Here is a 20,419-nt window from a genome sequence, read left to right on the forward strand (position 1 = left end):
ATACAGCGAATGCTTATGCGATAACTTCTTTTGCTTTCGCGACGACGTTGTCGACGGTGAAGCCGAAGTGCTTGAACAGCACCGGCGCCGGCGCCGATTCGCCGAAGGTGTCGATGCCGACCACCGCGCCTTCCAGGCCCACGTACTTGTACCAGAAGGCGGTCACGCCGGCTTCGATGGCGACACGAGGAATGCCTTTGGTGAGGACACTTGCTTTGTAGCTCGCCTCCTGGCGGTCGAACACGTCGGTCGACGGCATCGAGACCACGCGCGCGGCGATGCCCTCGAGCGCCAGCGCCTCGGCTGCCTTGACCGCCAGTTCGACTTCGGAACCGGTGGCGATCAGGATGACCTTGGCGTCCTGCGCGTCGCGCAGCACATAGCCGCCCTTGGCGATGTCGGCCACTTGCGCCGCCTCACGCGCCATGAACGGCAGGTTCTGGCGCGAGAAGATCAGCGTGGTCGGGCCATCCTTGCGCTGCACCGCCGCGCCCCATGCCACCACCGATTCGACGGTGTCGCAGGGACGCCAGTTGTCCAGGCCCGGGATCAGGCGCAGCGACGAGACGTGCTCGATCGACTGGTGGGTCGGGCCGTCTTCGCCCAGGCCGATCGAATCGTGGGTGAACACCGAGATCGAACGGATCTTCATCAGGGAAGCCATGCGCAGGGCGTTGCGGCTGTAGTCCGAGAAGGTGAGGAACGTCGCGCCGAACGGGATAAAGCCGCCGTGCAGGGCCACGCCGTTCTGGATCGCCGACATGCCGAATTCGCGCACGCCATAGTTGATGTGGTTGCCGGCGATGCCCGAGCGCACAGGCACCGATTCCTTCCAGTTGGTCAGGTTCGAGCCGGTCAGGTCGGCCGAGCCGCCCAGGAATTCAGGCAGCACCGGGGCCAGCGCCTGGATCGCGTTCTGCGAGGCCTTGCGGGTGGCGATGGTCTCGGCCTTGTCGATGCAGGCGGCGATCGCTGCGTCCAGAGTCTTGCTGAAATCGGCAGGCAGGTCGCCCTTCATGCGGCGCTCGAATTCGGCGGCCAGCTCGGGGTAGGCGCCGCGGTAGGCGTCGAACAGCGTGTTCCACTCGGTCTCGAACTGCGCGCCGCGCGCTTTCGCGTCCCAGGCCTGGTACAGCTCGGCCGGGATGTCGAACGGGATCGGATCCCAGATCAGGTGCTTGCGCACGGCGGCGATCTCGGCGTCGCCCAGCGGCGCGCCGTGGACCTTGTCGCCGCCTTCCAGGTTCGGGGCGCCCTTGCCGATGATGGTCTTGCAGCAGATCAGGGTCGGACGATCCGATTGCTTGGCTTTCTCAATGGCTGCCGAGACGTCCGCCACGTTGTGGCCGTCGACCTTCGGGATCACGTTCCAGCCATACGCTTCGAAACGCTTCTGGGTGTCGTCGGTGAACCAGCCTTCCACGCGCCCGTCGATCGAGATGCCGTTGTCGTCGTACAGCCAGATCAGCTTGTTCAGGCGCAGGGTGCCGGCCAGCGACGCCACTTCGTGCGAGATGCCTTCCATCAGGCAGCCATCGCCCAGGAAGGCGTAGGTGTAGTGATCCACCACATCGTAGCCCGGACGATTGAATTCGTTACCCAGCAGCCATTCGGCCAGCGCCATGCCGACGGAGTTGGCGATGCCCTGGCCCAGCGGACCGGTCGTGGTCTCCACGCCCGGGGTGATGCCGACTTCCGGGTGGCCCGGGGTCTTGGAGTGCATCTGGCGGAAGTCGCGCAGGTCATCCATCGTCAGGTCGTAGCCGGCCAGGTGCAGCAGCGCATAGTGCAGCATCGACCCGTGGCCGTTCGAGAGCAGGAAGCGGTCGCGGTTCGACCAGCCTGGATTGGCCGGATTGTGGCGGTAGTGCTTGTCCCACAGCGCAACGGCGATCTCGGCCATGCCCATCGGCATGCCCGGGTGGCCAGAGTTGGCTTTCTGGACGGCGTCCATCGCCAGCGCGCGGATCGCGTTGGCCATCAGGGTGGTGGTTTGCGTAGATTTCATGGAGATCGTGGATCAGGGATTGGAAAGCGATGGCCCGCGAGGCCGTAGCCCGTTATTCTACCAGACCGGGGTGCTGCCGATTTAAAATGCAGGTTTATTCCCTTAGCGCAAGCCCATGCTGCGCCCCCACAGAATGCCCCGTTTTTATTGCCCCCAGCCGCTCGCCGTCGGCGCGAGCGTCGGCCTGCCGGAAGCCGTCGCCCACCACCTGCACGTGGTGCGCCTGCAGCCGGGCGCCGACCTGACCCTGTTCAACGGCGAGGGAGGCCAGTACCGCGCCACCCTGAGCGAGACCGGCAAGCGCCGCGCCACGGCGACGGTCGACGCCTTCGAGGATGTCGAGACCGAGGCGCCCTACCCCGTCACCCTGGCCCAGGGCTTGCCTGAAGGCGCGAAGATGGACTGGATCGTGGAGAAGGCGGTCGAACTGGGCGTGACGGCGATCCAGCCGCTGGCGGCCCAGCGCAGCGTGGTGCGCCTGGCCGGCGAGCGGCTTGACAAGCGCCATGCCCACTGGCAGGGCGTGATCGTGGCCGCTTCCGAACAGAGCGGACGCAATCGGCTGGCGCAATTGCATCCGCTGCTGGAGGTGCAGCCGTGGCTGGCGGCCCCGGCCGCGGGCGTGCGCATCCTGCTCAGCCCACGCGCGACCGAATCGCTGGCCGGCTGGGCGCGCGCCAATACGCCGCAAGCCGTCACCTTGCTGATCGGCCCGGAAGGCGGCCTCACCCCGCAAGAAGAAGCCGCGGCCGTCGCCGCCGGCGCCCTGTCCCTGTCGATGGGACCGCGCGTGCTGCGCACCGAGACGGCCGGCCTGGCCGCGCTGGCGGTGCTGGCCGGGGCCTGGGGCGGCATGTAGGCGCGATGCGCTGTCTATAAGAAGCAAGCCCGCCGGCAGCGCTGCCGGCGGGCTTTTTTGCTGGCGGCTTACTGATCAGAACTTATGATCATAGGACACCGAAACTCGCGCATAGCGCGGCGCAGTCAGCGACAGCGGGGTCTCGTACAGGCTCGAGACCGCGTCGCCGCTGTTGTAGGCTTCGGTCACGTTTTGCACGACCTGCTCGTTGGTCACGTTGAACACGTCGAGGCGCAGCTGCAGGCCCTTGAGCGCGGCCGGACGATAGGCAAGGTTCAGGTCCAGGCGCTTGTCCCATGGCAGGTTGCCGACGGTGCCGCGCTGCACGATGCGGTTTTGCGGGACCTCTGCGCCGCCGCACCAGAAGCTCTGGTTATCGTAGTTCGGCGAATCGCCCGGATTGGCCGAGGTGCCGATGCAGCTGCGCGGGCGGCCGGCGGCCAGCAGCACGTTGCCGCCGACCGAGATCTCCGGCGTGACGTCATAGAAGCCGAACGCCTTGACCTGGTGCTTGCGGTCGTTCGGCAGCAGGCCGTAGGCGCCTTCCATCAACTCGGGATAATCCCAGGTCGAGGTCACGGCGACGTCGGCCTGGCCGTTGTCGGAGCGCACCTGGCCTTCGGTATTGCCCTTGTTGCGCGACCAGGTGTAGTTCACCTTGCCATAGAAGCCGTTGCGGTATGGGTGCTCCAGGAACAGGTCGACCGCGGCGTAGGTCCGCTTCGGCTTCGTGAAGCCCTGGTCGGCGGCGGTCAGGGGCACCCTGGTCAGGTTCGCCGGGTCGCCCGAGAAATCGACCATGAAGGTATTGTTACGGCCCGGGTTGAAGGTCTGGCAGGTGTTGCCCCAATACGGATTCGTGATCTCGATGCCGTTGGCTTCGGCGTAGCGCTCGAACGGACGCACGTCGCAGAAGTCGTCGATGGTTTCCTTCAGCTCGCGATAGGTCGCCTTGGCGCCGAAGGTCAGGCGCGGCGTGATGGCGCGCTCGAGACCGATGGTGACCTCGTCCTGGTAGGCCGGTTTCATGTCGAGGGCGGCGAGGGTCGCGACCACTTTCTCCTGGCCGAACTCGTTGTTGCCCGACAGCGGCTCGGTCAGCGGCACCAGCCCGGTCGGCGCGCCGTTGGCGTCGACGCCGGTATAGGTGTAATACTGGTTGGTAAAGGTCGAGCGGCCGGCCCCGCGCACCGAGATGTGGGTCGGGATGGGCACCGAATAGCGGCCCAGTGTGGCGAACAATTTGGTCTGGCCGTCGCCGTTGACGTCCCAGGCCGCCGCCAGGCGCGGCTGGATCTGGTTGTCCATGTCGAGGAAGGTCACCTTCGATTCGTTCTGGTTCTTGAACGATTCGTTGCGCACGCCGATGGTCAGCAGCAGGTTCCTGGTGGCCTGCCAGCGGTCTTCGATATAGAAGGCGCTCTGTTCGGCATAGGAATCGGTCACCGTCGAGAACAGGCGCTTCGATACATAGTAACCCTGGGTACCCAGGCCGCCGCCGCTCGCGGGCGCCGGCACCGTGCCGCCGGCCACGCCGATCGGGCGGCTCGGATTGGCGGTCTTGAAATACGCCCAGGTGCCGCCGCCCGCCTTGAACACGCCCGCATTGAGCGATTCGACGTCGGTCCGGTCGTAGCCCGCGCGCAGGTTGTGGTCGCCGATGCGGTACTCGAGGTCCAGGCGGCCGGAATCGACCTTGTCCTTCGCGTCCGGCGCCAGGATATTGCCGGTGATCGCCTGCGGGTTGGCATAGGTGAAGCCCGGGGCGCGGTTTTCCGGCGACGAGGTGGTCGAGAAGATGTCGGGCTGGTAGTTGCTGAATGCATTCTCGTGCTTGAGCTCGCTACGGCCGTAGAGCGCGGTGAAGGTCAGGTCATCGGTCAGGTTGCCGATGTAGCGCAGCATCGCGGAGCGGCCGCCGTTGTCGTCCACATTGCGGCGGGTGGCGGTCGAGGTGACGACGCCGTTGCGGGTGCGGGTGGCGTAGTCGTAGCCGCTGTCCGTGTAGGTACGCTTTGGATTGTCGCCGAGCGCCGTCAGTTCGAAGCGGTGGTGATCGGTGATGTTCCAGTCGATCTTGCCCATGTAGCGGGCGATTTCGCGCTCGTCGTCGCGCCAGCCGTTCTGGGCGTTCGAGGTGCCGGTGCGGAAGCCCTCGACGTAGCCGCGCTCGTTCTCGATCATCTCGCCGGCCAGGTAGATGAACAGCTTGTCCTTGACGATCGGGCCGCCGACATAGGCGCCATAGGTCTTCTGCTCGCGCGTGTTCTCGCGCTGGGCGCGGCGCAAGGTGCCGTCGGTGAGCGGGTTGTAGCCGGTGTTGGCGTAATAGATATCGTTCTCGCTGGCGCGCCAGCGCTTCGGCTCGTACGTGACCTGGGCGCCCGCCTCCCAGGTATTGGTGCCGCTCTTGGTGATCACGTTGACCACGCCGCCGATCGAGCGGCCGAACTCGGCGCCGAAGCCGCCGACCAGCACCTGTGCTTCGGCGATCGCGCCGAACGGCAGCTGCGACGCGCCCAGGCCGGTGAGTGGATTGGTGACCGGGAAACCGTTGATGTAATACGAGTTTTCGGAGGCCGCGCCGCCGCCGAACGAGGCGCCGCCGGCGAAGCGCGAGTCCACGCGGGTGGTGTTGGGCGCCAGCTGGATGATGCCCTGGATGTCGCGCGTCACCGGCAGCGCGGCCAGCTGGCGGGCATTGAAGGTCGCGCCGGACGACGTCGAGGTGACGTCGATGTTGCGGCGCTGGCCGGTCACTTCGACCGTCTGCACGCCCGCCCCGGTAAAGACCGCCTCGGCGTTCTGGCCGATGCTGGTTTCGACCCTGGTCGTGCCCACCACGGCATCGCCCCGGTACTGGGTGACGGTATACGAACCGGTGGGCAGCGCGGTGGCCTGGAAGCGGCCCTGCGCATCGGGCGTCACGCTGCGGCGCAGGCCGGTGGCCGGGTTTTCCAGCACGATGCGCACGTCGGCGCCCGGGGCGACGGTGCCGTACACCACCGACGTGGCATTCGACTGCGCCATGGCCGGCGCCATGGCGCCGATGGCCAGCACGGCGCCGCCGAATGCCAGCGTCAGGGCGTGGACTAGAACGGTTTTCTTGAACATGTGTGATTTCCTGTTTTATTCCCGGCTGTTCTGGTCGAACGGCCCCGGATGGTTGGATACGAATCACGATCTCGGCAGCCTTGGCTGCCTTTCCTCTCTTGGGCCCACTGACGAAATATTCATTTAGCGCATGTTTCGACCAAAAGGCACTTTCGGATGGAACCACGCAGAAACTTATTGTGTCAATGACACAGCTTCCTTTGGTATGCATACAAACAACACTAGCTCTGGCAAACCGCGAAGAATTACGCCAACCGAATAAACGTCGCCAAAATTGCGCATCAACGCACACAATTGGCCATCAGTCGCCCCAAATCGCAGATGAAAAGACAGATTGTTTCGTCACCGCAAGACCGGCTTGGCAAGCAGTACAGACAAGGGGAAATCGATACTTCGGCCGCATAAGGTTTGGAGCAATGTCGCATAAAGATAATTTTGTTATTTTAATTTACCATTAGGCAATAAAGGACATTCTCCCTACTCATCGTGCATTGCGAAGGAAAGCGCGACTCGGCTGCCGGCGCCCGATTCCGGTACGGCCGGCCACTGGAATTGCAAGAATGAAAACGTGATTTGTTGATCCAACGCAAAAACGAAGTGCGTCGATTTGGCATGCCAATAGCGATGCATGGCAATGGGGCGAGCAGTGGGATGCAGCAGGAAGGGGCGGTGACGCCGATCGGCCATGATCGACGCGGCGGCTGGTCGCCGATGGCGAACGCGACGACGCCATGAAAAAGGCCGCCCCGGAGAGCGGCCCGCTGGCTGGCGGCGGCCTCGCGGCCGCCGCTCAGGATCAGAACTTGCGGTCGTACATCAGCGAGAAGCGTGCATAACGTGGCGAGGTCAGCGACAGCGGGGTCTGGTACAGGCCGCTGACGTTGGCGCCGTTGTTGTAGGCCTCGGTCACGTTGCGCACCACCTGGCTATTGAACACGTTGAACACGTCGACGCGGAACTGCAGGCCCTTGACGAAGTTGGGCTTGTAGGCCACGTTCAGGTCGTAGCGGTGTTCCCACGGCAGGTTGCCCACCGTGCCGCGCGGGGTCAGCACGTTCTGCGAACGGGTCAGGCCGCCGCAGTAGAAGGTCTGGTTCGCATAGTTCGGCGAGTCGCCCGGATTGGCGGCGCTGCCGATGCAGCTGCGCGGACGGCCCGAGGCGATCAGCACGTTGGCGCCGACGACGATCTCTGGCGTGACTTCGTAGAAGCCGAAGGCCTTGAGCTGGTGCTTGCGGTGGTTCGGCAGGTAGCCGTACGCGCCTTCCATCAGCTCCGGATAGTCCCACGACGAGGTGACGGCGACGTCGGCCTGGCCGTTGTCCGAACGCACCTGGCCTTCGGTATTGCCCTTGTTGCTCGACCAGGTATAGCTGGCCTTGGCGTACCAGCCATTGCGGAACGGATGCTCCAGGAAGGTCTCGATCGACTTGTAGGTACGCTTCGGCTTGTCGAAGCCCTGGTCGGCCGCGGTCAGGTTCACCTGGGTCAGGCGCGACGGGTCGCCCGCGAAGTCGACCAGGAACTCATTGTCTTCACCCGGGTTGAAGGTCTGGCAGGTGTTGCCCCACAGCGGGTTCGTGATCGCGATGCCGTTGGCTTCGGCGAAGCGCTCGAACGGACGCACGTCGCAGAAGTCGTCGATGGTCGAACGCATCTTGCGGTAGATACCCTTGGCGCCGAAGTTCAGCGATGGCGAGAAGGCCTTCTCGAAGCCGAAGGTCAGCTCGTCCTGGTATTGCGGATCCATGTCGCGCGCCGCCAGGGTCTCGACCACCTTGTCCTGGCCGTACTCGTTGTTGCTCGACAGCGGCTGGCTCAGCTGCACCAGGCCGGTCGGCGCGCCGTTGGCGTCGGTGCCGGTATAGGTGAAGTACTGGGCGGTGTAGGTCGAGCGGCCGGCGCCGCGCACCGAGATATGGGTCGGGATCGGGACCGAGTAGCGGCCCAGGGTGCCGTACACCTTCAGGCTGGCGTCGCCGTTGACGTCCCACACCGCGGCCAGGCGCGGCTGGATCTGGTTCTTCATCTCCAGGAACGTGGTCTTGGTGTCGTTCTGGTTCTTGAACGATTCGTTGCGCACGCCCAGGGTCAGCAGCAGGTTCGGGGTCGCCTGGAAGCGGTCTTCCAGGTACCAGGCGCTCTGCTCGCCGAACGAATTGGTGACGGTCGAGAACAGGTCGCGGGTCACGTAGTAGCCCTGGCTGCCCAGCGGGCTGCCGGTGCTGGCCGGCGACGGGATCAGCACGCCGCTCGGTCCCGCGATCTGCGCGTTCGGGTTGGAGGCGCGGAAGTAGGTCCACATGCCGCCGCCGGCGCGCAGATCGCCCGCCGCGACCGACTCGACCTTGGTCTGGTCGAAGCCGCCGCGCAGGGTGTGGCGGCCGAGGCGCCATTCGACGTCGAAGCGGCCCGAGTCGACGATGTCTTCCGAACCCGGGGCCAGGATGTTGCCGCTGATGTTTTGCGGATTCGCATAGCTCAGGCCCGGCGCGCGCGCGTCGACGGTCGACGAGATCTGGAACAGGTCCGGACTGTAGCCGGTGAAGTAGTTCTCGTGCGGCGACTTGGCGCGGCCATACAGCGCGGTGACGGTCAGGTCGTCGGTCAGGTTGCCGACGTAGCGCAGGGTGTTGAGCTTGGCGCCGTTGTTGTCGACGTTGACCAGGCGCTGGGTCGAAGAGACGACACCGGTGCGGGTGCGGGTGGCGTAGTCGAAGCCGCTGTCCGCGCGGATCACCTCGGGCGTGTCGCCCATCGTGGTGAATTCGAGGCGGTGGTTGTCGCTGATGTTCCAGTCGAGCTTGGCCATGTAGCGCTCGACCTTGGTGTCGCGGTCGCGCCAGCCGACGGCGCCGTTGTTGGTGGCGACGCGGAAGCCGTTGACCAGGCCTTCTTCGGTGTCGTGCTTTTCGGCCGCGGCGAAGAAGAACAGCTTGTCCTTGATGATCGGGCCGCCGACGTAGGCGCCATACACCTTGCGGTCGACGGTGTTCTCGGCGCGCGCCAGGCGCAGGGTGCCGTCGGTGGCGGCGTTGTTCGGGGTGCCGGTGCGGCCGTAGTAGATGTCATACGGCGTCGCGCGCAGCGATTTCGGCTCCCAGGTCACCAGGCCGCCGGCTTCCCAGGTATTGGTGCCGCTCTTGGTGACGATGTTGACCACGCCGCCGATCGAGCGACCGAACTCGGCGCCGAAGCCGCCGGTCAGCACCTGCGCTTCGGCGATCGCGCCGAACGGAAGCTGGGCCGCGCCCAGGCCGGTCAGTGGATTGGTGACGGGGAAACCGTTGATGTAGTACGAGTTCTCGGAGGCCGCGCCGCCGCCGAACGAGGCGCCGCCGGCGAAGCGGGTGTCGGCCGTGGTGGTATTCGGGGCCAGCTGGATGATCGATTCAACGTTGCGGCCGATCGGCAGCGAGGCGAGCTCGCGGGCGTTGAAGGTGGCGCTGCTGCCGGCGCTGCTGGTGTCGATGGTGGCGCGGCGGCCGCTCACCTGCACGACCTGGGTGCCGCCGGCGGCCGGGGCGCTGGCGAAAATCGCCTCGCCGTTGCGGCCGATGCCGGTTTCGACGTCGACCGTCGCCACGTTGGCGCCGTCGCGCACCTGCGTCACGCGGTAGACGCCGCTCGGCAGCGAGCTGGCCACGAAGCGGCCCTGGGCGTCCGGGGTCAGCGTGCGGCGGATGCCGATGTCCGGGTTCTCGATCAGGATCTGGACATTGCTGCCCGGAGCGACGGTGCCGAACACGCTGCCGGAAGCGTTCGACTGCGCCATCGCGGGCGACATCACGGCCAGGCCCAGTGCGGCGCCGCCGAAGGCGATGCTCAGCGCGTGGACCAATACGGTTTTTTTCAACATGCGATTTTCCTGTCCTCTTGTCGGCCGCCCTCGTGAAGCGGCTGGTGTTGGTTTTTAGTTGTAATCCTACAGTTACTGCATTCGTAACTTTTCTCTCTCTAGGCAACTGACGACATATTCATTTATTTGATAACGCCGTGGAATTGCCTAAATTCATAAGACCATGGCATAACTTATTGTGTCAATGACACACATTGACAGTATGCATATATACAACACTCCCCCTGTGACAACAAAATGCCTGCAAATTAAATTCAGCCAAACTGGTGCAAAGACGCACAATGTTGGCCGCCTGACGCACCAAACCTGGGCCTTCTCGCAATATTCTGTCAAAAGTAAGTCTCGGCATATAAACGCCGTATTTACATTGCAGACGCGTATTCAGATGCAAATATTGTTCGGACAAATATCGAATTTGACTAATTTTTGTTGCATTTCGATCATCGTTTCCAGCATAAGTATATTTGTTCTACGACCAAATCAAGGGAAAGAAGGTCCGTCCTTACGCTCACGCGCTACCCAGTCTCATGTCGGGGGTCACGCCGGATCCCCGGCCCCGCGCCAGGGCCATCCATGGCCGCCGCTTTCCCCACACGGCTTTGATGACGGCAAGTAAAATGACGCTTTTGTTCGCCCCCTATCTTGTTGCCTCACCAGCAACCACTCCCCATGCTCCGTATCAACGAACTCAAACTCCCCCTGAACCACCCCGAAGCGGCCCTGCGCGACGCCATCCTGGCCCGCCTCGGCGTGCCCGACGCCGACCTCGTCGACTTCAGCGTCTACAAGCGCAGCTACGATGCGCGCAAGAAGGCCGCCATCGTGCTGACCTATTCGATCGACGCCGACGTGCGTGATGAAGCGGCCGTGCTGGCGCGCCTTGCGACCGACCAGCACGTGATGCCCTCGCCCGACGTCGGCTACAAGTTCGTGCAGGTGAACAAGCCGGCCCCCGGCACCCCGCGTCCGATCGTGGTCGGCACCGGCCCCTGCGGCCTGTTCGTGGCGCTGGTCCTGGCGCAGATGGGCCTGAACCCGATCATCCTGGAGCGCGGCAAGGTCGTGCGCGAGCGCACCGTCGATACCTTCGGCTTCTGGCGCAAGCGCAAGCTCAACACCGAGTCGAACGTGCAGTTCGGCGAGGGCGGCGCAGGCACCTTCTCGGACGGCAAGCTGTACAGCCAGATCAAGGACCCGCTGCACCACGGCCGCAAGGTGCTGACCGAGTTCGTGCGCTTCGGCGCGCCGGAAGAAATCATGTACGTCAGCAAGCCGCACATCGGCACCTTCCGCCTGGTCAAGATGGTCGAGCAGATGCGCGCCGAGATCGTCCGCCTGGGCGGCGAGATCCGTTTCGAGACGCGCGTGGACGACGTGCTGATCGAAGAGACCGGCGGCGTGCGCCAGGTGGTCGGCGTGCGCCTGGCCAGCGGCGAAGAGATCGCGACCCGCCACCTGACGATGGCGATCGGCCACAGCGCGCGCGACACCTTCCAGATGCTGTACGAGCGCGGCGTGTACGTCGAAGCCAAGCCGTTCTCGATCGGCTTCCGGGTCGAGCACCCGCAGTCGCTGATCGACGTCTGCCGCTTCGGCCCCAACGCCGGCAACAAGCTGCTCGGCGCGGCCGACTACAAGATCGTGCACCACGCCTCGAACGGCCGCTCGGTCTACAGCTTCTGCATGTGCCCGGGCGGCACCGTGGTCGCCGCCTCGAGCGAGGAAGGCCGCGTCGTCACCAACGGCATGAGCCAGTATTCGCGCGCCGAGCGCAACGCCAACAGCGCGATCGTGGTCGGCATCACGCCCGACGACTATCCGGGCCACCCGCTGGCCGGGATCGACTTCCAGCGCGAGCTCGAATCGCGCGCCTTCGTGCTGGGCGGCGGCACCTATGACGCGCCGGGCCAGCTGATGGGCGACTTCGTCAAAGGCAGGCCCTCGACCGAGTTCGGTTCGGTGACGCCGTCGTTCCGGCCGGCCGTGCACCTGACTGACCTGGCGACCTCGCTGCCGGATTACGCGATCCTGGCGCTGCGCGAAGCCTTCGTCGCCTTCGACAAGCAGATCAAGGGCTACTACAAGGAAGACGCGGTGCTTACCGGCGTCGAGACCCGCACCTCGTCGCCGATCCGCATCAAGCGCAATAACGACGACCTGCAAAGCCTGAACACGCGCGGCCTGTTCCCGGCCGGCGAAGGCGCCGGCTATGCCGGCGGCATCATGTCGGCCGCGGTGGACGGCATCCGCGTGGCCGAGGCGGTGGCCAGGGCGATGGCGGCCAGGTGAACGAGCAGGTGAGCGACCGCGCCGCCAGCGCCCAGGGCGTCGCTGCGCCGGCGCTGGCGATCCTGGGTTCGCTGGTGTCGGTCAATGCCGGCGCCGCCTGGGCCAAGGGCCTGTTCCCGGCGGTCGGCAGCGCCGGCGTGGTGGCGCTGCGGGTCGGATTGTCGGCCCTGATCCTGCTGGCCATCGTGCGGCCGTGGCGCTTTTCGCTGCGCCGCGCCGATGTGCCCGATCTCGTCATCTACGGCGTGATGCTGGGGGCGATGAACCTGTTCATCTACCGCTCGTTCGAACGCATTCCGCTCGGGATCGCGGTCGCGATCGAAGTCACCGGGCCGCTGGCGGTGGTCATCCTGTCCTCGCGCCATGCGCGCGACTTCCTGTGGGTGATCCTCGCCGGCGCGGGCTTGTGGCTGCTGCTGCCGGTGCGCGACGCGGCGAACGCGGCGACCGCGCTCGACCCGGCCGGCGTGGTCTATGCGCTGGCGGCGGCGTTCTGCTGGGCGATGTACATCGTGTTCGGCAAGCGGGTATCCATGCTGGACGGCGGCCAGGCGGTCTCCTGGGGGCTGCTGGCGGCCTGCGTGTTCGTGGTGCCGTTCGGCGTGATCCACGCCGGCGGCGACCTGCTGACGCCCGCGGTGCTGGGCGGCGGCCTGGCGGTGGCGCTGCTGTCGTCCGCCCTGCCCTATACGCTCGAGATGAAGGCGCTCAGGCGCCTGCCGCGGCGCGTGTTCGGCATCCTGGTCAGCGCCGGCCCCGCGGTGGCGGCGCTGGCGGGTTTCCTGCTGCTGGGCGAACGGCTCACCACCGTGCAATGGCTGGCGATCGCGCTGGTGACGCTGGCCTGCGCCGGCGCGGCGGCGACGGCCGATCGACGCTGACCGGCAGAGCCGTCCACGCGTTCATCACAGCCAGCCGGCCTTCTTGAAGCGGCGGTACAGGTAGGCGCACACGCCCACCATGGTCAGGAGCGCCAGCGGATAGCCCCACTTCCACTTCAGCTCCGGCATGAGCTCGAAGTTCATGCCCCACACGCCGGCGAAGGCCGTGAACACGGCGAAGATGGCGGCGTACGATGCCAGCTTTTTACTGACTTCGTTCTCCTCGATCGCCACCATCGACAGCGTCACCTGGATCGCGGTGTTGATCGTGTCGCGCACCGCGTCCAGGCGGCCGGCGATGCGGTACAGGTGGTCGTGCACGTCGCGGAAGTAATCCTGGGTCTCGGCCACCACGCCCGGCACCCGGCCGCCATACAGGCGGCCGACGGCGTCCATCAGCGGCACCGCGGCGTGGCGCAGTATCTGCGCCTTGCGCTTCAGTTCGTACAGGCGCTCGACGTTGGCGCGCTGCTTGCCCTGCATGCCGAAGATGTGGTCCTCGATCGATTCGAGCTCGGATTCGAGCATGTCGACCACCGGGAAATAGCGGTCGACCACGGCGTCGACCAGCGCGTACAGCACGAAGCCGGCGCCCTTCCTGAGTTGATGCGGCTCGCGCTCGGCGCGCGCGCGCACGCCCAGGAAACCCTGGCTGGCGTCGCGCCGCACCGACAGCACGTAGTTCTCGCCCGCGAACACGGCCAGCTGGCCGACGTTCAGTTCGTCCCCGGCCAGCTCCACGATCTGGGCCACGACGAACAGCGAGTCGCCGTATTCCTCGAGCTTGGGCCGCTGGTGGCCGCGCATCGCGTCTTCCACCGCCAGTTCGTGCAGGCCGAATTCTTCCTGCATCAGGGCGATGTCGGCGCTCGCCGGATCACGCAGGGCGACCCAGACGAAGGTGTCGTCCTGTTTCAGGTATTCGCTGATATCCTCGACCGGGATATCGGATAGTTTCTTGCCTTCCTGGTAGGCGACGCAGTTGATCAGCATGGGGTGAAAAATGAGGTGAAAAGGTAGAGCAGGCGATGCTGGAGCTTACACCACCGGCCGCCCTTTTCACCACCAGGCTTGACGACGAGGCTATTCTTCGCGCGCGCCGTCGATCCCCAGTTCCACGATCTTGCGCGTGATGGTGTTGCGCCCGATCCCGAGCCGCATCGCGGCGTCGTTCTTGCGGCCGTGCGTATGCTTGAGGGCTGTCCTGATCAGGGCCGATTCGAACTGGCGCCCAAGGATGTCCATCACGTCCATCTGCCCCGCGCTGAGCATGCCGGCGGCCTGCAGCTCCAGGAGGTCGATCCAGCCATCGGGCGAAGCCGGCGCCTGCGCCGCGGCCTGCATCACATACCCGCCCGCACCCACGCCGGCGCCGGCCACGGGCAACGCGCCCGTCCCCACCACGCCGTCGGCCAGCGGCACCGGATTCGCGCCGGCGCCCGCCTGGCCCTGGGTCAGGTCGCGCGGCAGGTCCTTGATCTCGACCGTCTGGCCGGGCGCCATCACGGTGATCCAGTTGCACAGGTTCTCCAGCTGGCGCACGTTGCCCGGCAATTCGAGGCCGGCCAGGAAACGCATCGCCTGCTCGCTCATGCGCTTCGGCTCGACGCCCAATTGGTGTGCGCTCTGCACCAGAAAGTGGCGCGTGAGGACCGGAATGTCGTCGCTGCGCTCGCGCAAGCTCGGCAGGCGCAGGCGGATCACGTTCAGGCGGTGATACAAATCTTCGCGGAACAATCCGTCGCGCACGCGCTGCTCGAGGTTCTGGTGGGTGGCGGCGATCACGCGCACATTGGCTTTCACCGGCTGGTGGCCGCCCACGCGGTAGAAGTGGCCGTCGGACAGCACGCGCAACAGCCGGGTCTGCAGATCGAACGGCATGTCGCCGATTTCATCCAGGAACAGCGTGCCGTCCTCGGCCTGCTCGAAGCGGCCGCGCCGCATCGCCTGGGCGCCGGTGAAGGCGCCGCGCTCGTGGCCGAACAGTTCCGATTCCAGCAAGTCCTTCGGGATCGCCGCGGTGTTCAGGGCAATGAAGGGCTGTTGCGCGCGCGGGCTGTGCTTGTGCAGGGCGCGCGCCACGAGTTCCTTGCCGGTCCCCGATTCGCCCGTGATCAACACGGTCACGTTCGACTGCGACAGGCGGCCGATGGCGCGGAACACCTCCTGCATCGCCGGCGCATGGCCCAGGATCTCGGGCGTCTCGGCCGGCAGCGCCTCGACGCTGGCCTCGCGCAGGCTTTCCTCCAGGGCGCGCCGGATCAGCGCCACCGCCTTGTCGATGTCAAAGGGTTTGGCGAGGTAATCGAAGGCGCCGCCCTGGAACGAGGACACCGCCGAATCGAGGTCCGAGAAGGCGGTGATGATGATGACCGGCAGGCCGGGATGGCGGGCCTTGACGGCCTGCAGCAGGTCGATGCCGGATTCGCCCGGCATGCGGATGTCCGACACCAGCACCTGCGGGGTGTCGGTTTCGAAGGCGGTCAGGGCCTCGCGCGCGTTGGCGAAGCTGCGGGTCTCCAGGCTTTCGCGCGCCAGGGCTTTTTCGAGCACCCAGCGAATCGATGCGTCGTCGTCGACAATCCAGATTGGTTTCATGTATTCGTGCTTCCCGCAACATGGATTCAATAAAGGACTGGTCGGCGCCCCGCTCGCCCGCGCTTATGGCAGGGGCAGCAGGATACGGAAATCCGTCAGTCCAGGCCGGCTTTCGCACTCGATCACCCCCAGGTGCTGCTGCACGAAGGTTTGCGCCAGCGTCAGCCCGAGGCCGCTCCCGCCGTCGCGCCCGGATACGAGCGGATAGAAAATGCGGTCGCGGATATCGGGCGCGATGCCCGGTCCATTGTCGATGATATGCAAGTCTAATGCCAGCCCGTAACGAACCTTCGCCAGGGTGACCTGGCGCGCCACGCGGGTGCGTAACGTGATCTCGGCGTCGCCCTGCGCCATGCGGCTCGCCAGGGCCTGGGCGGCGTTGTGGGCGATGTTCAGCACCACCTGGATCAGCTGCTCGAAATCGCCGCGAAATTCCGGGATCGAGGCGTCGTAGTCGCGCTTGATCGTCAAGCCCTGCGAGAATTCGGCCAGGATCAGGCTGCGCACCCGCTCGCACACCTCGTGGATATTGACGTCGCCGACGATGTGGGGCTTGCGGTGCGGCGCCAGCAACCGGTCGACCAGGGTTTGCAGGCGGTCGGCTTCCTTGATGATCACCTGCGTGTATTCCTGCAGCTCGAGCAGGTGGTGCGGCGGCAGTTCGAGTTCCAGCAACTGCGCCGCGCCGCGGATGCCGCCCAGCGGGTTCTTGATCTCGTGCGCCAGGTTGCGGATGAGTTCCTTGTTGGCCTGGCTCTGGTCGAGGATGCGCTCCTCGCGGTCGAGCTTCAACTGCTGCACGTTCTCGCGCAGCTCGATCAGGAGGGTGCCGTCGCCCAGCGCGCTGACGATGCTGTTCACGTGCAGCGGCTCGCGGTTGTTGCGCTGCAGGGTCAGGTCCTGGCGCAGGTCGGCGTAATGGTGGGCCAGCGCCTGGCAGATCAGGGCGGCCAGCTCGGCGCCGTTCTGGAACAGCTCGGGCAGCCGATGGCGCTGCAGCGACTTGAGCGACAGCTCCATCAGGTTCTCGGCGGCGGCGTTCGCATACAGCACTTCGCCGTCGGCGCCGGTCAGCAGCACGGCCGAGGCCAGCAGGTCGAGGCCGGCGTAGCGCGCCGGATCGCCCGCGTCAAAGGCGGAGGCGTCGTTCAAAGGTGGCAGGGTCATCTGATATTGCCGATCTCGCGCCGCAGCGCCTCGATATTGCGTTCGGTCCGGTTGATCTCGTCGCGCAGGGACGCCACCCGCGCCTGGTACTTGGCGTAGTTACGCTCGTTGCCCTGGCGCTCGGGCTCGCCGTTGTTGAATTCCTTCCTGAGGTCGGCCAGCTTGCGTTCCTCGATGCGCAGCTCGTCGCCCAGGATGTCGCGCCGCTCCTGGTCGCGCGCGCGCTGCACCACGTTGTCCACCCGCGGGAAACCCGACGGGGCGCTGGCGGCGGCCGGGCTCGGCGAGCTGGCCGAACCCGACCCGCCGGACGAACGCGGGGCCGGGATCGGCGCCGAAGCCGGCGGCGAGCTGTAGCCGGTGTCGATCAGCTGGCATTTGCCGACCTTGGTGTCGGTGTACAGGGGGCGGCCGTTGGCATCGAGACAGCGGTAGATCTGGGCCTGGGCCGAGGCGCCAAACAGCAGGGCGAACATGGCCACGGCGCCGTGAAAAACGATGTTTGTCATTCCAATCACTCGGTAGCTTGCATCAGCGGGAAGATGCATTGTAGTCGCGCCCGACTATACCCGAAGCAACAAAAAACGCGGGGAAAGCCATGGCTTTCCCCGCGTTTCGTGGCATCGCCGTCAAGCTTGGCGATGCGCAGGCACAACAGTATTGATCAACCGATCACGACGAGTAGTACATGTCGAATTCGGCCGGGTGCGGGGTCATGCGCAGACGCTGCACTTCGTTCATCTTCAGCTCGATGTAGGCATCGATCATGCTGTCGCTGAACACGCCGCCGCGGGTCAGGAACTCGCGGTCCTTGTCCAGCGCTTCCAGCGCTTCCTCGAGCGAGGCGCAGACGGTCGGGATCAGCTTGTCTTCTTCCGGCGGCAGGTGGTACAGGTCCTTGGTCGCGGCTTCGCCCGGGTGGATCTTGTTCTGGATGCCGTCCAGGCCGGCCATCATCAGCGCGGCGAAGCACAGGTAGACGTTGGCCAGCGGATCCGGGAAGCGGGTCTCGATGCGGCGGCCTTTCGGGTTTGCCACGTGCGGGATGCGGATCGAGGCCGAACGGTTGCGGGCCGAGTAGGCCAGCTTGACCGGGGCTTCGTAGCCGGGCACCAGGCGCTTGTACGAGTTGGTGCCCGGGTTGGTGATCGCGTTCAGCGCGCGTGCGTGCTTGATGATGCCGCCGATGTAGAACAGCGCGGTTTCCGACAGGCCGGCATAGCCGTCGCCGGCGAACAGGTTCTTGCCGTCTTTCCAGATCGACTGGTGCACGTGCATGCCCGAGCCGTTGTCGCCGTTGATCGGCTTCGGCATGAAGGTCGCGGTCTTGCCGTAGCTGTGGGCCACGTTCCAGATCACGTACTTCATGTTCTGGGTCCAGTCGGCGCGCTCGACCAGGGTCGAGAACTTGGTGCCGATTTCATTCTGGCCGGCGCCGGCCACTTCGTGGTGGTGCACTTCGACCGGGATGCCCATCGATTCGAGGATCAGCGACATTTCCGAGCGCATGTCCTGGAACGAATCGACCGGTGGCACCGGGAAGTAGCCGCCCTTGACGGTCGGACGGTGGCCGCTGTTGCCGCCTTCGATTTCCTTGTCGGTCGCCCACGACGATTCGTCCGAATCGATCTTGACGAAGCAGCCCGACATGTCGATCTTCCAGCGGATCGAGTCGAAGATGAAGAATTCTGGTTCCGGGCCGAAGTAGGCGGTGTCGCCGATGCCCGACGACTTCAGGTAGGCTTCGGCGCGCTTGGCGATCGAGCGCGGATCGCGGTCGTAGCCCTTGCCGTCCGACGGTTCGATGACGTCGCACTGCATGAACAGCGTGGTCTCTTCCATGAACGGATCGAGGTTGGCGGTGTTCGGGTCCGGCAGCAGGAGCATGTCCGAGGCTTCAATACCCTTCCAGCCGGCGATCGACGAACCGTCGAAGGCGTGGCCGGATTCGAATTTGTCCAGGTCGAAGTGCGACACCGGGACCGTGACGTGTTGTTCCTTGCCGCGGGTATCGGCGAAGCGTAAATCAACGAATTTGACTTCGTTATCCTTGACCAGTTGCATTACATCTGCGGCGGACTTTGCCATTCGGAATCTCCTAATTGAAAAAAGGATGTCGCGTCCTGAGACCGACAACTTGCATCATGTTGAAGCAGGAAGCATGCCAACTTGGTGACACACCCCGTGCCATCTCGTTTGCATGAGGCCATGCATAAATCGCTCTTGGGGGACCGGCCAGTTTACCCATAAAATCGCGTCGATCGGCAGACTTGCCGAAAGATTGTCAGTGCAGACTGGATGCACCAATCAAGTGCAAAAACATGCCGATGCACCATTCCAGAGCAGGATACACTGATCCATCGTGGTGCAGCGCAACCGAATGCCCAAAAACGGAACCAACATTATGACGATAGAAAATATTCTCGAGGAAGCGCGCCAACGTGGCGCAGGCCAGCCCTATGCCGGTGCAGTGACCCCGCAAGAGGCGTTCGAATTGCTCAAAAGCAGCCCGAAGGTCAAGCTGGTCGACGTGCGCACCAATGCCGAACGCGACTGGGTGGGCCGGGTCGCCATCCCCGACGCCCAGCACGCGGCGGTGCAGTGGGCCACCTATCCGGGCGGCGTGCCGAACCCGGACTTCGGCGCCCAGCTCGAACGCGTGGCGAACAAGGACGACACCCTGCTGTTCCTGTGCCGCTCGGGCGTGCGCTCGCGCCACAGCGCCCGCGTGGCGACCGAACTCGGTTATGCGAACGCCTTCGACATTCTCGAGGGCTTCGAGGGCGACAAGGATGGCGAAGGCCATCGCAAGACGATCGGCGGCTGGTGCAAGGCGGGATTGCCGTGGGTCGGGGCATGAGCGGGCAGCCCGGTGTCGGGATGAGCACCCCCATCGAACGCCTGGCGACGGCGCGAGAACTGGCCGACCAGGGCCGCTACGACGCCGCGCTGCAAGCGCTGGCCTGGTTCCACGAGCACGCGCTCGAACACGACCCGTCCCTGCAAGGCGTGCGCCGTTCCTACGCCCTGGCCGACTGGGCCATGCTGGCCGAGGCCCATCCGCCGGCGGCGGTGGCGCTCGAAGCGGTACGCGAGCGCAATACCGCCCTGCTGCTGGCCGGCCAGGGCAACCGCGACCACCTGCTCGACGTGGTCTCGATCGACCATGCGTGCGACCAGCCGGTGCGCACGCGCGACTTGTTCGTGAAGCTGGAAGCGCTGGCGCCGGCGCTGGCCGCTTCCTGCATCCGGGTCGTGCTGCCGCAGGTGATCGCCGCCGGCGACGCCGCGCTGGCCGAACGCCTGATGCCGAACCCGGAAGAAAACATCCGCCAGCATGCCGACTACCTGATGGACGCCTTCCGCGCGCGCCGCCAGCGGTTCACCGGCGCGCCCAGCATTCCGGCCGAAATCCACAATTATGTGCAGGACGTGAACGCCATCCTGGACGTGCTGGCGGCGCGCGGCCGGCACGCCGACGTGCGGCGCCTGCGCCGGCTGGCGGCCGACGCGATTCCCGCCACCACCCTGCGCCGCGAGGTGCGCGCAGCGCTCGTTCCCGGGGCGCCGGCATGGTACGAGCGCGGCGTCCCGCGCCGTCGCAACGAACGGGTCAGCTAGGGTTGGGCCTAATCGGGCCGGGG

General features: G+C 65.4%; 13 protein-coding genes. 5 read left to right on the forward strand and 8 right to left on the reverse strand.

All coding sequences use genetic code 11. The features are described 5' to 3' along the window. Window positions 1–13: 13 nt before the first annotated feature. Window positions 14–2,008 (reverse strand): transketolase, encoded by a 1,995-nt coding sequence (tkt, locus tag ACZ9AQ_RS20210; RefSeq protein WP_429206546.1) that lies wholly within the window; start codon window positions 2,006–2,008, stop codon window positions 14–16. Between the two features lie 133 nt (window positions 2,009–2,141). Between tkt and ACZ9AQ_RS20215 the strand changes: the two genes are divergently transcribed. Next, a complete protein-coding gene (locus ACZ9AQ_RS20215; protein WP_429206545.1) occupies window positions 2,142–2,867 on the forward strand; it encodes a 16S rRNA (uracil(1498)-N(3))-methyltransferase in 726 nt (241 codons plus the stop codon). Window positions 2,868–2,942: 75 nt separating this feature from the next. Here the strand turns inward: ACZ9AQ_RS20215 and ACZ9AQ_RS20220 are convergent, their stop codons facing one another. Together ACZ9AQ_RS20220 and ACZ9AQ_RS20225 are read right to left on the reverse strand one after the other, a co-directional pair. Then, window positions 2,943–5,981 carry a TonB-dependent receptor gene (locus ACZ9AQ_RS20220; protein WP_429206544.1) on the reverse strand — a complete coding sequence of 1,013 codons (3,039 nt, stop codon included), beginning with the start codon at window positions 5,979–5,981 and terminating at the stop codon, window positions 2,943–2,945. Window positions 5,982–6,777: 796 nt separating this feature from the next. Beyond that, window positions 6,778–9,840 (reverse strand): TonB-dependent receptor, encoded by a 3,063-nt coding sequence (locus tag ACZ9AQ_RS20225; RefSeq protein ID WP_429206543.1) that lies wholly within the window; start codon window positions 9,838–9,840, stop codon window positions 6,778–6,780. 669 nt (window positions 9,841–10,509) lie between these two features. Here ACZ9AQ_RS20225 and ACZ9AQ_RS20230 point away from each other — a divergent pair. Both ACZ9AQ_RS20230 and ACZ9AQ_RS20235 read left to right on the forward strand, forming a co-directional pair. After that, window positions 10,510–12,129, forward strand: coding sequence for an NAD(P)/FAD-dependent oxidoreductase (locus ACZ9AQ_RS20230; RefSeq protein WP_429206542.1), 1,620 nt, complete (start codon window positions 10,510–10,512; stop codon window positions 12,127–12,129). Then, window positions 12,126–13,010 carry an EamA family transporter gene (locus tag ACZ9AQ_RS20235; protein ID WP_429206541.1) on the forward strand — a complete coding sequence of 295 codons (885 nt, stop codon included), beginning with the start codon at window positions 12,126–12,128 and terminating at the stop codon, window positions 13,008–13,010. The genes ACZ9AQ_RS20230 and ACZ9AQ_RS20235 overlap by 4 nt, the downstream gene beginning before the upstream one ends. A 24-nt stretch (window positions 13,011–13,034) precedes the next feature. Here ACZ9AQ_RS20235 and corA read toward each other — a convergent pair whose 3' ends face one another. The 5 genes from corA to glnA all read right to left on the reverse strand — a co-directional run bounded on the left by corA (window position 13,035) and on the right by glnA (window position 18,863). Beyond that, window positions 13,035–14,003: a magnesium/cobalt transporter CorA gene (corA, locus tag ACZ9AQ_RS20240; RefSeq protein ID WP_429206540.1), complete on the reverse strand. Its 969-nt coding sequence runs from the start codon at window positions 14,001–14,003 to the stop codon at window positions 13,035–13,037. A 90-nt stretch (window positions 14,004–14,093) separates the two neighbouring features. Continuing rightward, window positions 14,094–15,608 (reverse strand): nitrogen regulation protein NR(I), encoded by a 1,515-nt coding sequence (gene ntrC / locus ACZ9AQ_RS20245; protein WP_429206539.1) that lies wholly within the window; start codon window positions 15,606–15,608, stop codon window positions 14,094–14,096. 63 nt (window positions 15,609–15,671) lie between these two features. Continuing rightward, the gene (glnL, locus tag ACZ9AQ_RS20250) at window positions 15,672–16,775 is read right to left on the reverse strand and encodes a nitrogen regulation protein NR(II) (RefSeq protein ID WP_429206538.1); all 1,104 of its coding nucleotides are present in this window, start codon (window positions 16,773–16,775) and stop codon (window positions 15,672–15,674) included. After that, window positions 16,772–17,284: a DUF4124 domain-containing protein gene (locus tag ACZ9AQ_RS20255; protein WP_429206537.1), complete on the reverse strand. Its 513-nt coding sequence runs from the start codon at window positions 17,282–17,284 to the stop codon at window positions 16,772–16,774. The genes glnL and ACZ9AQ_RS20255 overlap by 4 nt, the downstream gene beginning before the upstream one ends. Window positions 17,285–17,447: 163 nt before the next feature. After that, the gene (gene glnA / locus ACZ9AQ_RS20260; RefSeq protein ID WP_429206536.1) at window positions 17,448–18,863 is read right to left on the reverse strand and encodes a type I glutamate--ammonia ligase; all 1,416 of its coding nucleotides are present in this window, start codon (window positions 18,861–18,863) and stop codon (window positions 17,448–17,450) included. Between the two features lie 316 nt (window positions 18,864–19,179). Here glnA and ACZ9AQ_RS20265 point away from each other — a divergent pair, with 316 nt between their 5' ends. Then, a complete protein-coding gene (locus ACZ9AQ_RS20265) occupies window positions 19,180–19,635 on the forward strand; it encodes a rhodanese-like domain-containing protein (RefSeq protein WP_429206535.1) in 456 nt (151 codons plus the stop codon). 20 nt (window positions 19,636–19,655) lie between these two features. Beyond that, complete coding sequence (locus ACZ9AQ_RS20270; RefSeq protein ID WP_429206534.1) at window positions 19,656–20,396, forward strand: hypothetical protein; 741 nt, start codon at window positions 19,656–19,658, stop codon at window positions 20,394–20,396. The last annotated feature ends 23 nt before the right edge of the window (window positions 20,397–20,419 follow it).

Source organism: Massilia sp. UYP34, from assembly GCF_056279385.1.

Coding starts and splice junctions, on each gene's coding strand:
- tkt (WP_429206546.1), bottom strand. CDS start 2,008: ATGAAATCTACGCAAACCACCACCCTGATGGCCAACGCGATCCGCGCG.
- ACZ9AQ_RS20215 (WP_429206545.1), top strand. CDS start 2,142: ATGCCCCGTTTTTATTGCCCCCAGCCGCTCGCCGTCGGCGCGAGCGTC.
- ACZ9AQ_RS20220 (WP_429206544.1), bottom strand. CDS start 5,981: ATGTTCAAGAAAACCGTTCTAGTCCACGCCCTGACGCTGGCATTCGGC.
- ACZ9AQ_RS20225 (WP_429206543.1), bottom strand. CDS start 9,840: ATGTTGAAAAAAACCGTATTGGTCCACGCGCTGAGCATCGCCTTCGGC.
- ACZ9AQ_RS20230 (WP_429206542.1), top strand. CDS start 10,510: ATGCTCCGTATCAACGAACTCAAACTCCCCCTGAACCACCCCGAAGCG.
- corA (WP_429206540.1), bottom strand. CDS start 14,003: ATGCTGATCAACTGCGTCGCCTACCAGGAAGGCAAGAAACTATCCGAT.
- ntrC (WP_429206539.1), bottom strand. CDS start 15,608: ATGAAACCAATCTGGATTGTCGACGACGACGCATCGATTCGCTGGGTG.
- glnL (WP_429206538.1), bottom strand. CDS start 16,775: ATGACCCTGCCACCTTTGAACGACGCCTCCGCCTTTGACGCGGGCGAT.
- ACZ9AQ_RS20255 (WP_429206537.1), bottom strand. CDS start 17,284: ATGACAAACATCGTTTTTCACGGCGCCGTGGCCATGTTCGCCCTGCTG.
- glnA (WP_429206536.1), bottom strand. CDS start 18,863: ATGGCAAAGTCCGCCGCAGATGTAATGCAACTGGTCAAGGATAACGAA.
- ACZ9AQ_RS20265 (WP_429206535.1), top strand. CDS start 19,180: ATGACGATAGAAAATATTCTCGAGGAAGCGCGCCAACGTGGCGCAGGC.
- ACZ9AQ_RS20270 (WP_429206534.1), top strand. CDS start 19,656: ATGAGCACCCCCATCGAACGCCTGGCGACGGCGCGAGAACTGGCCGAC.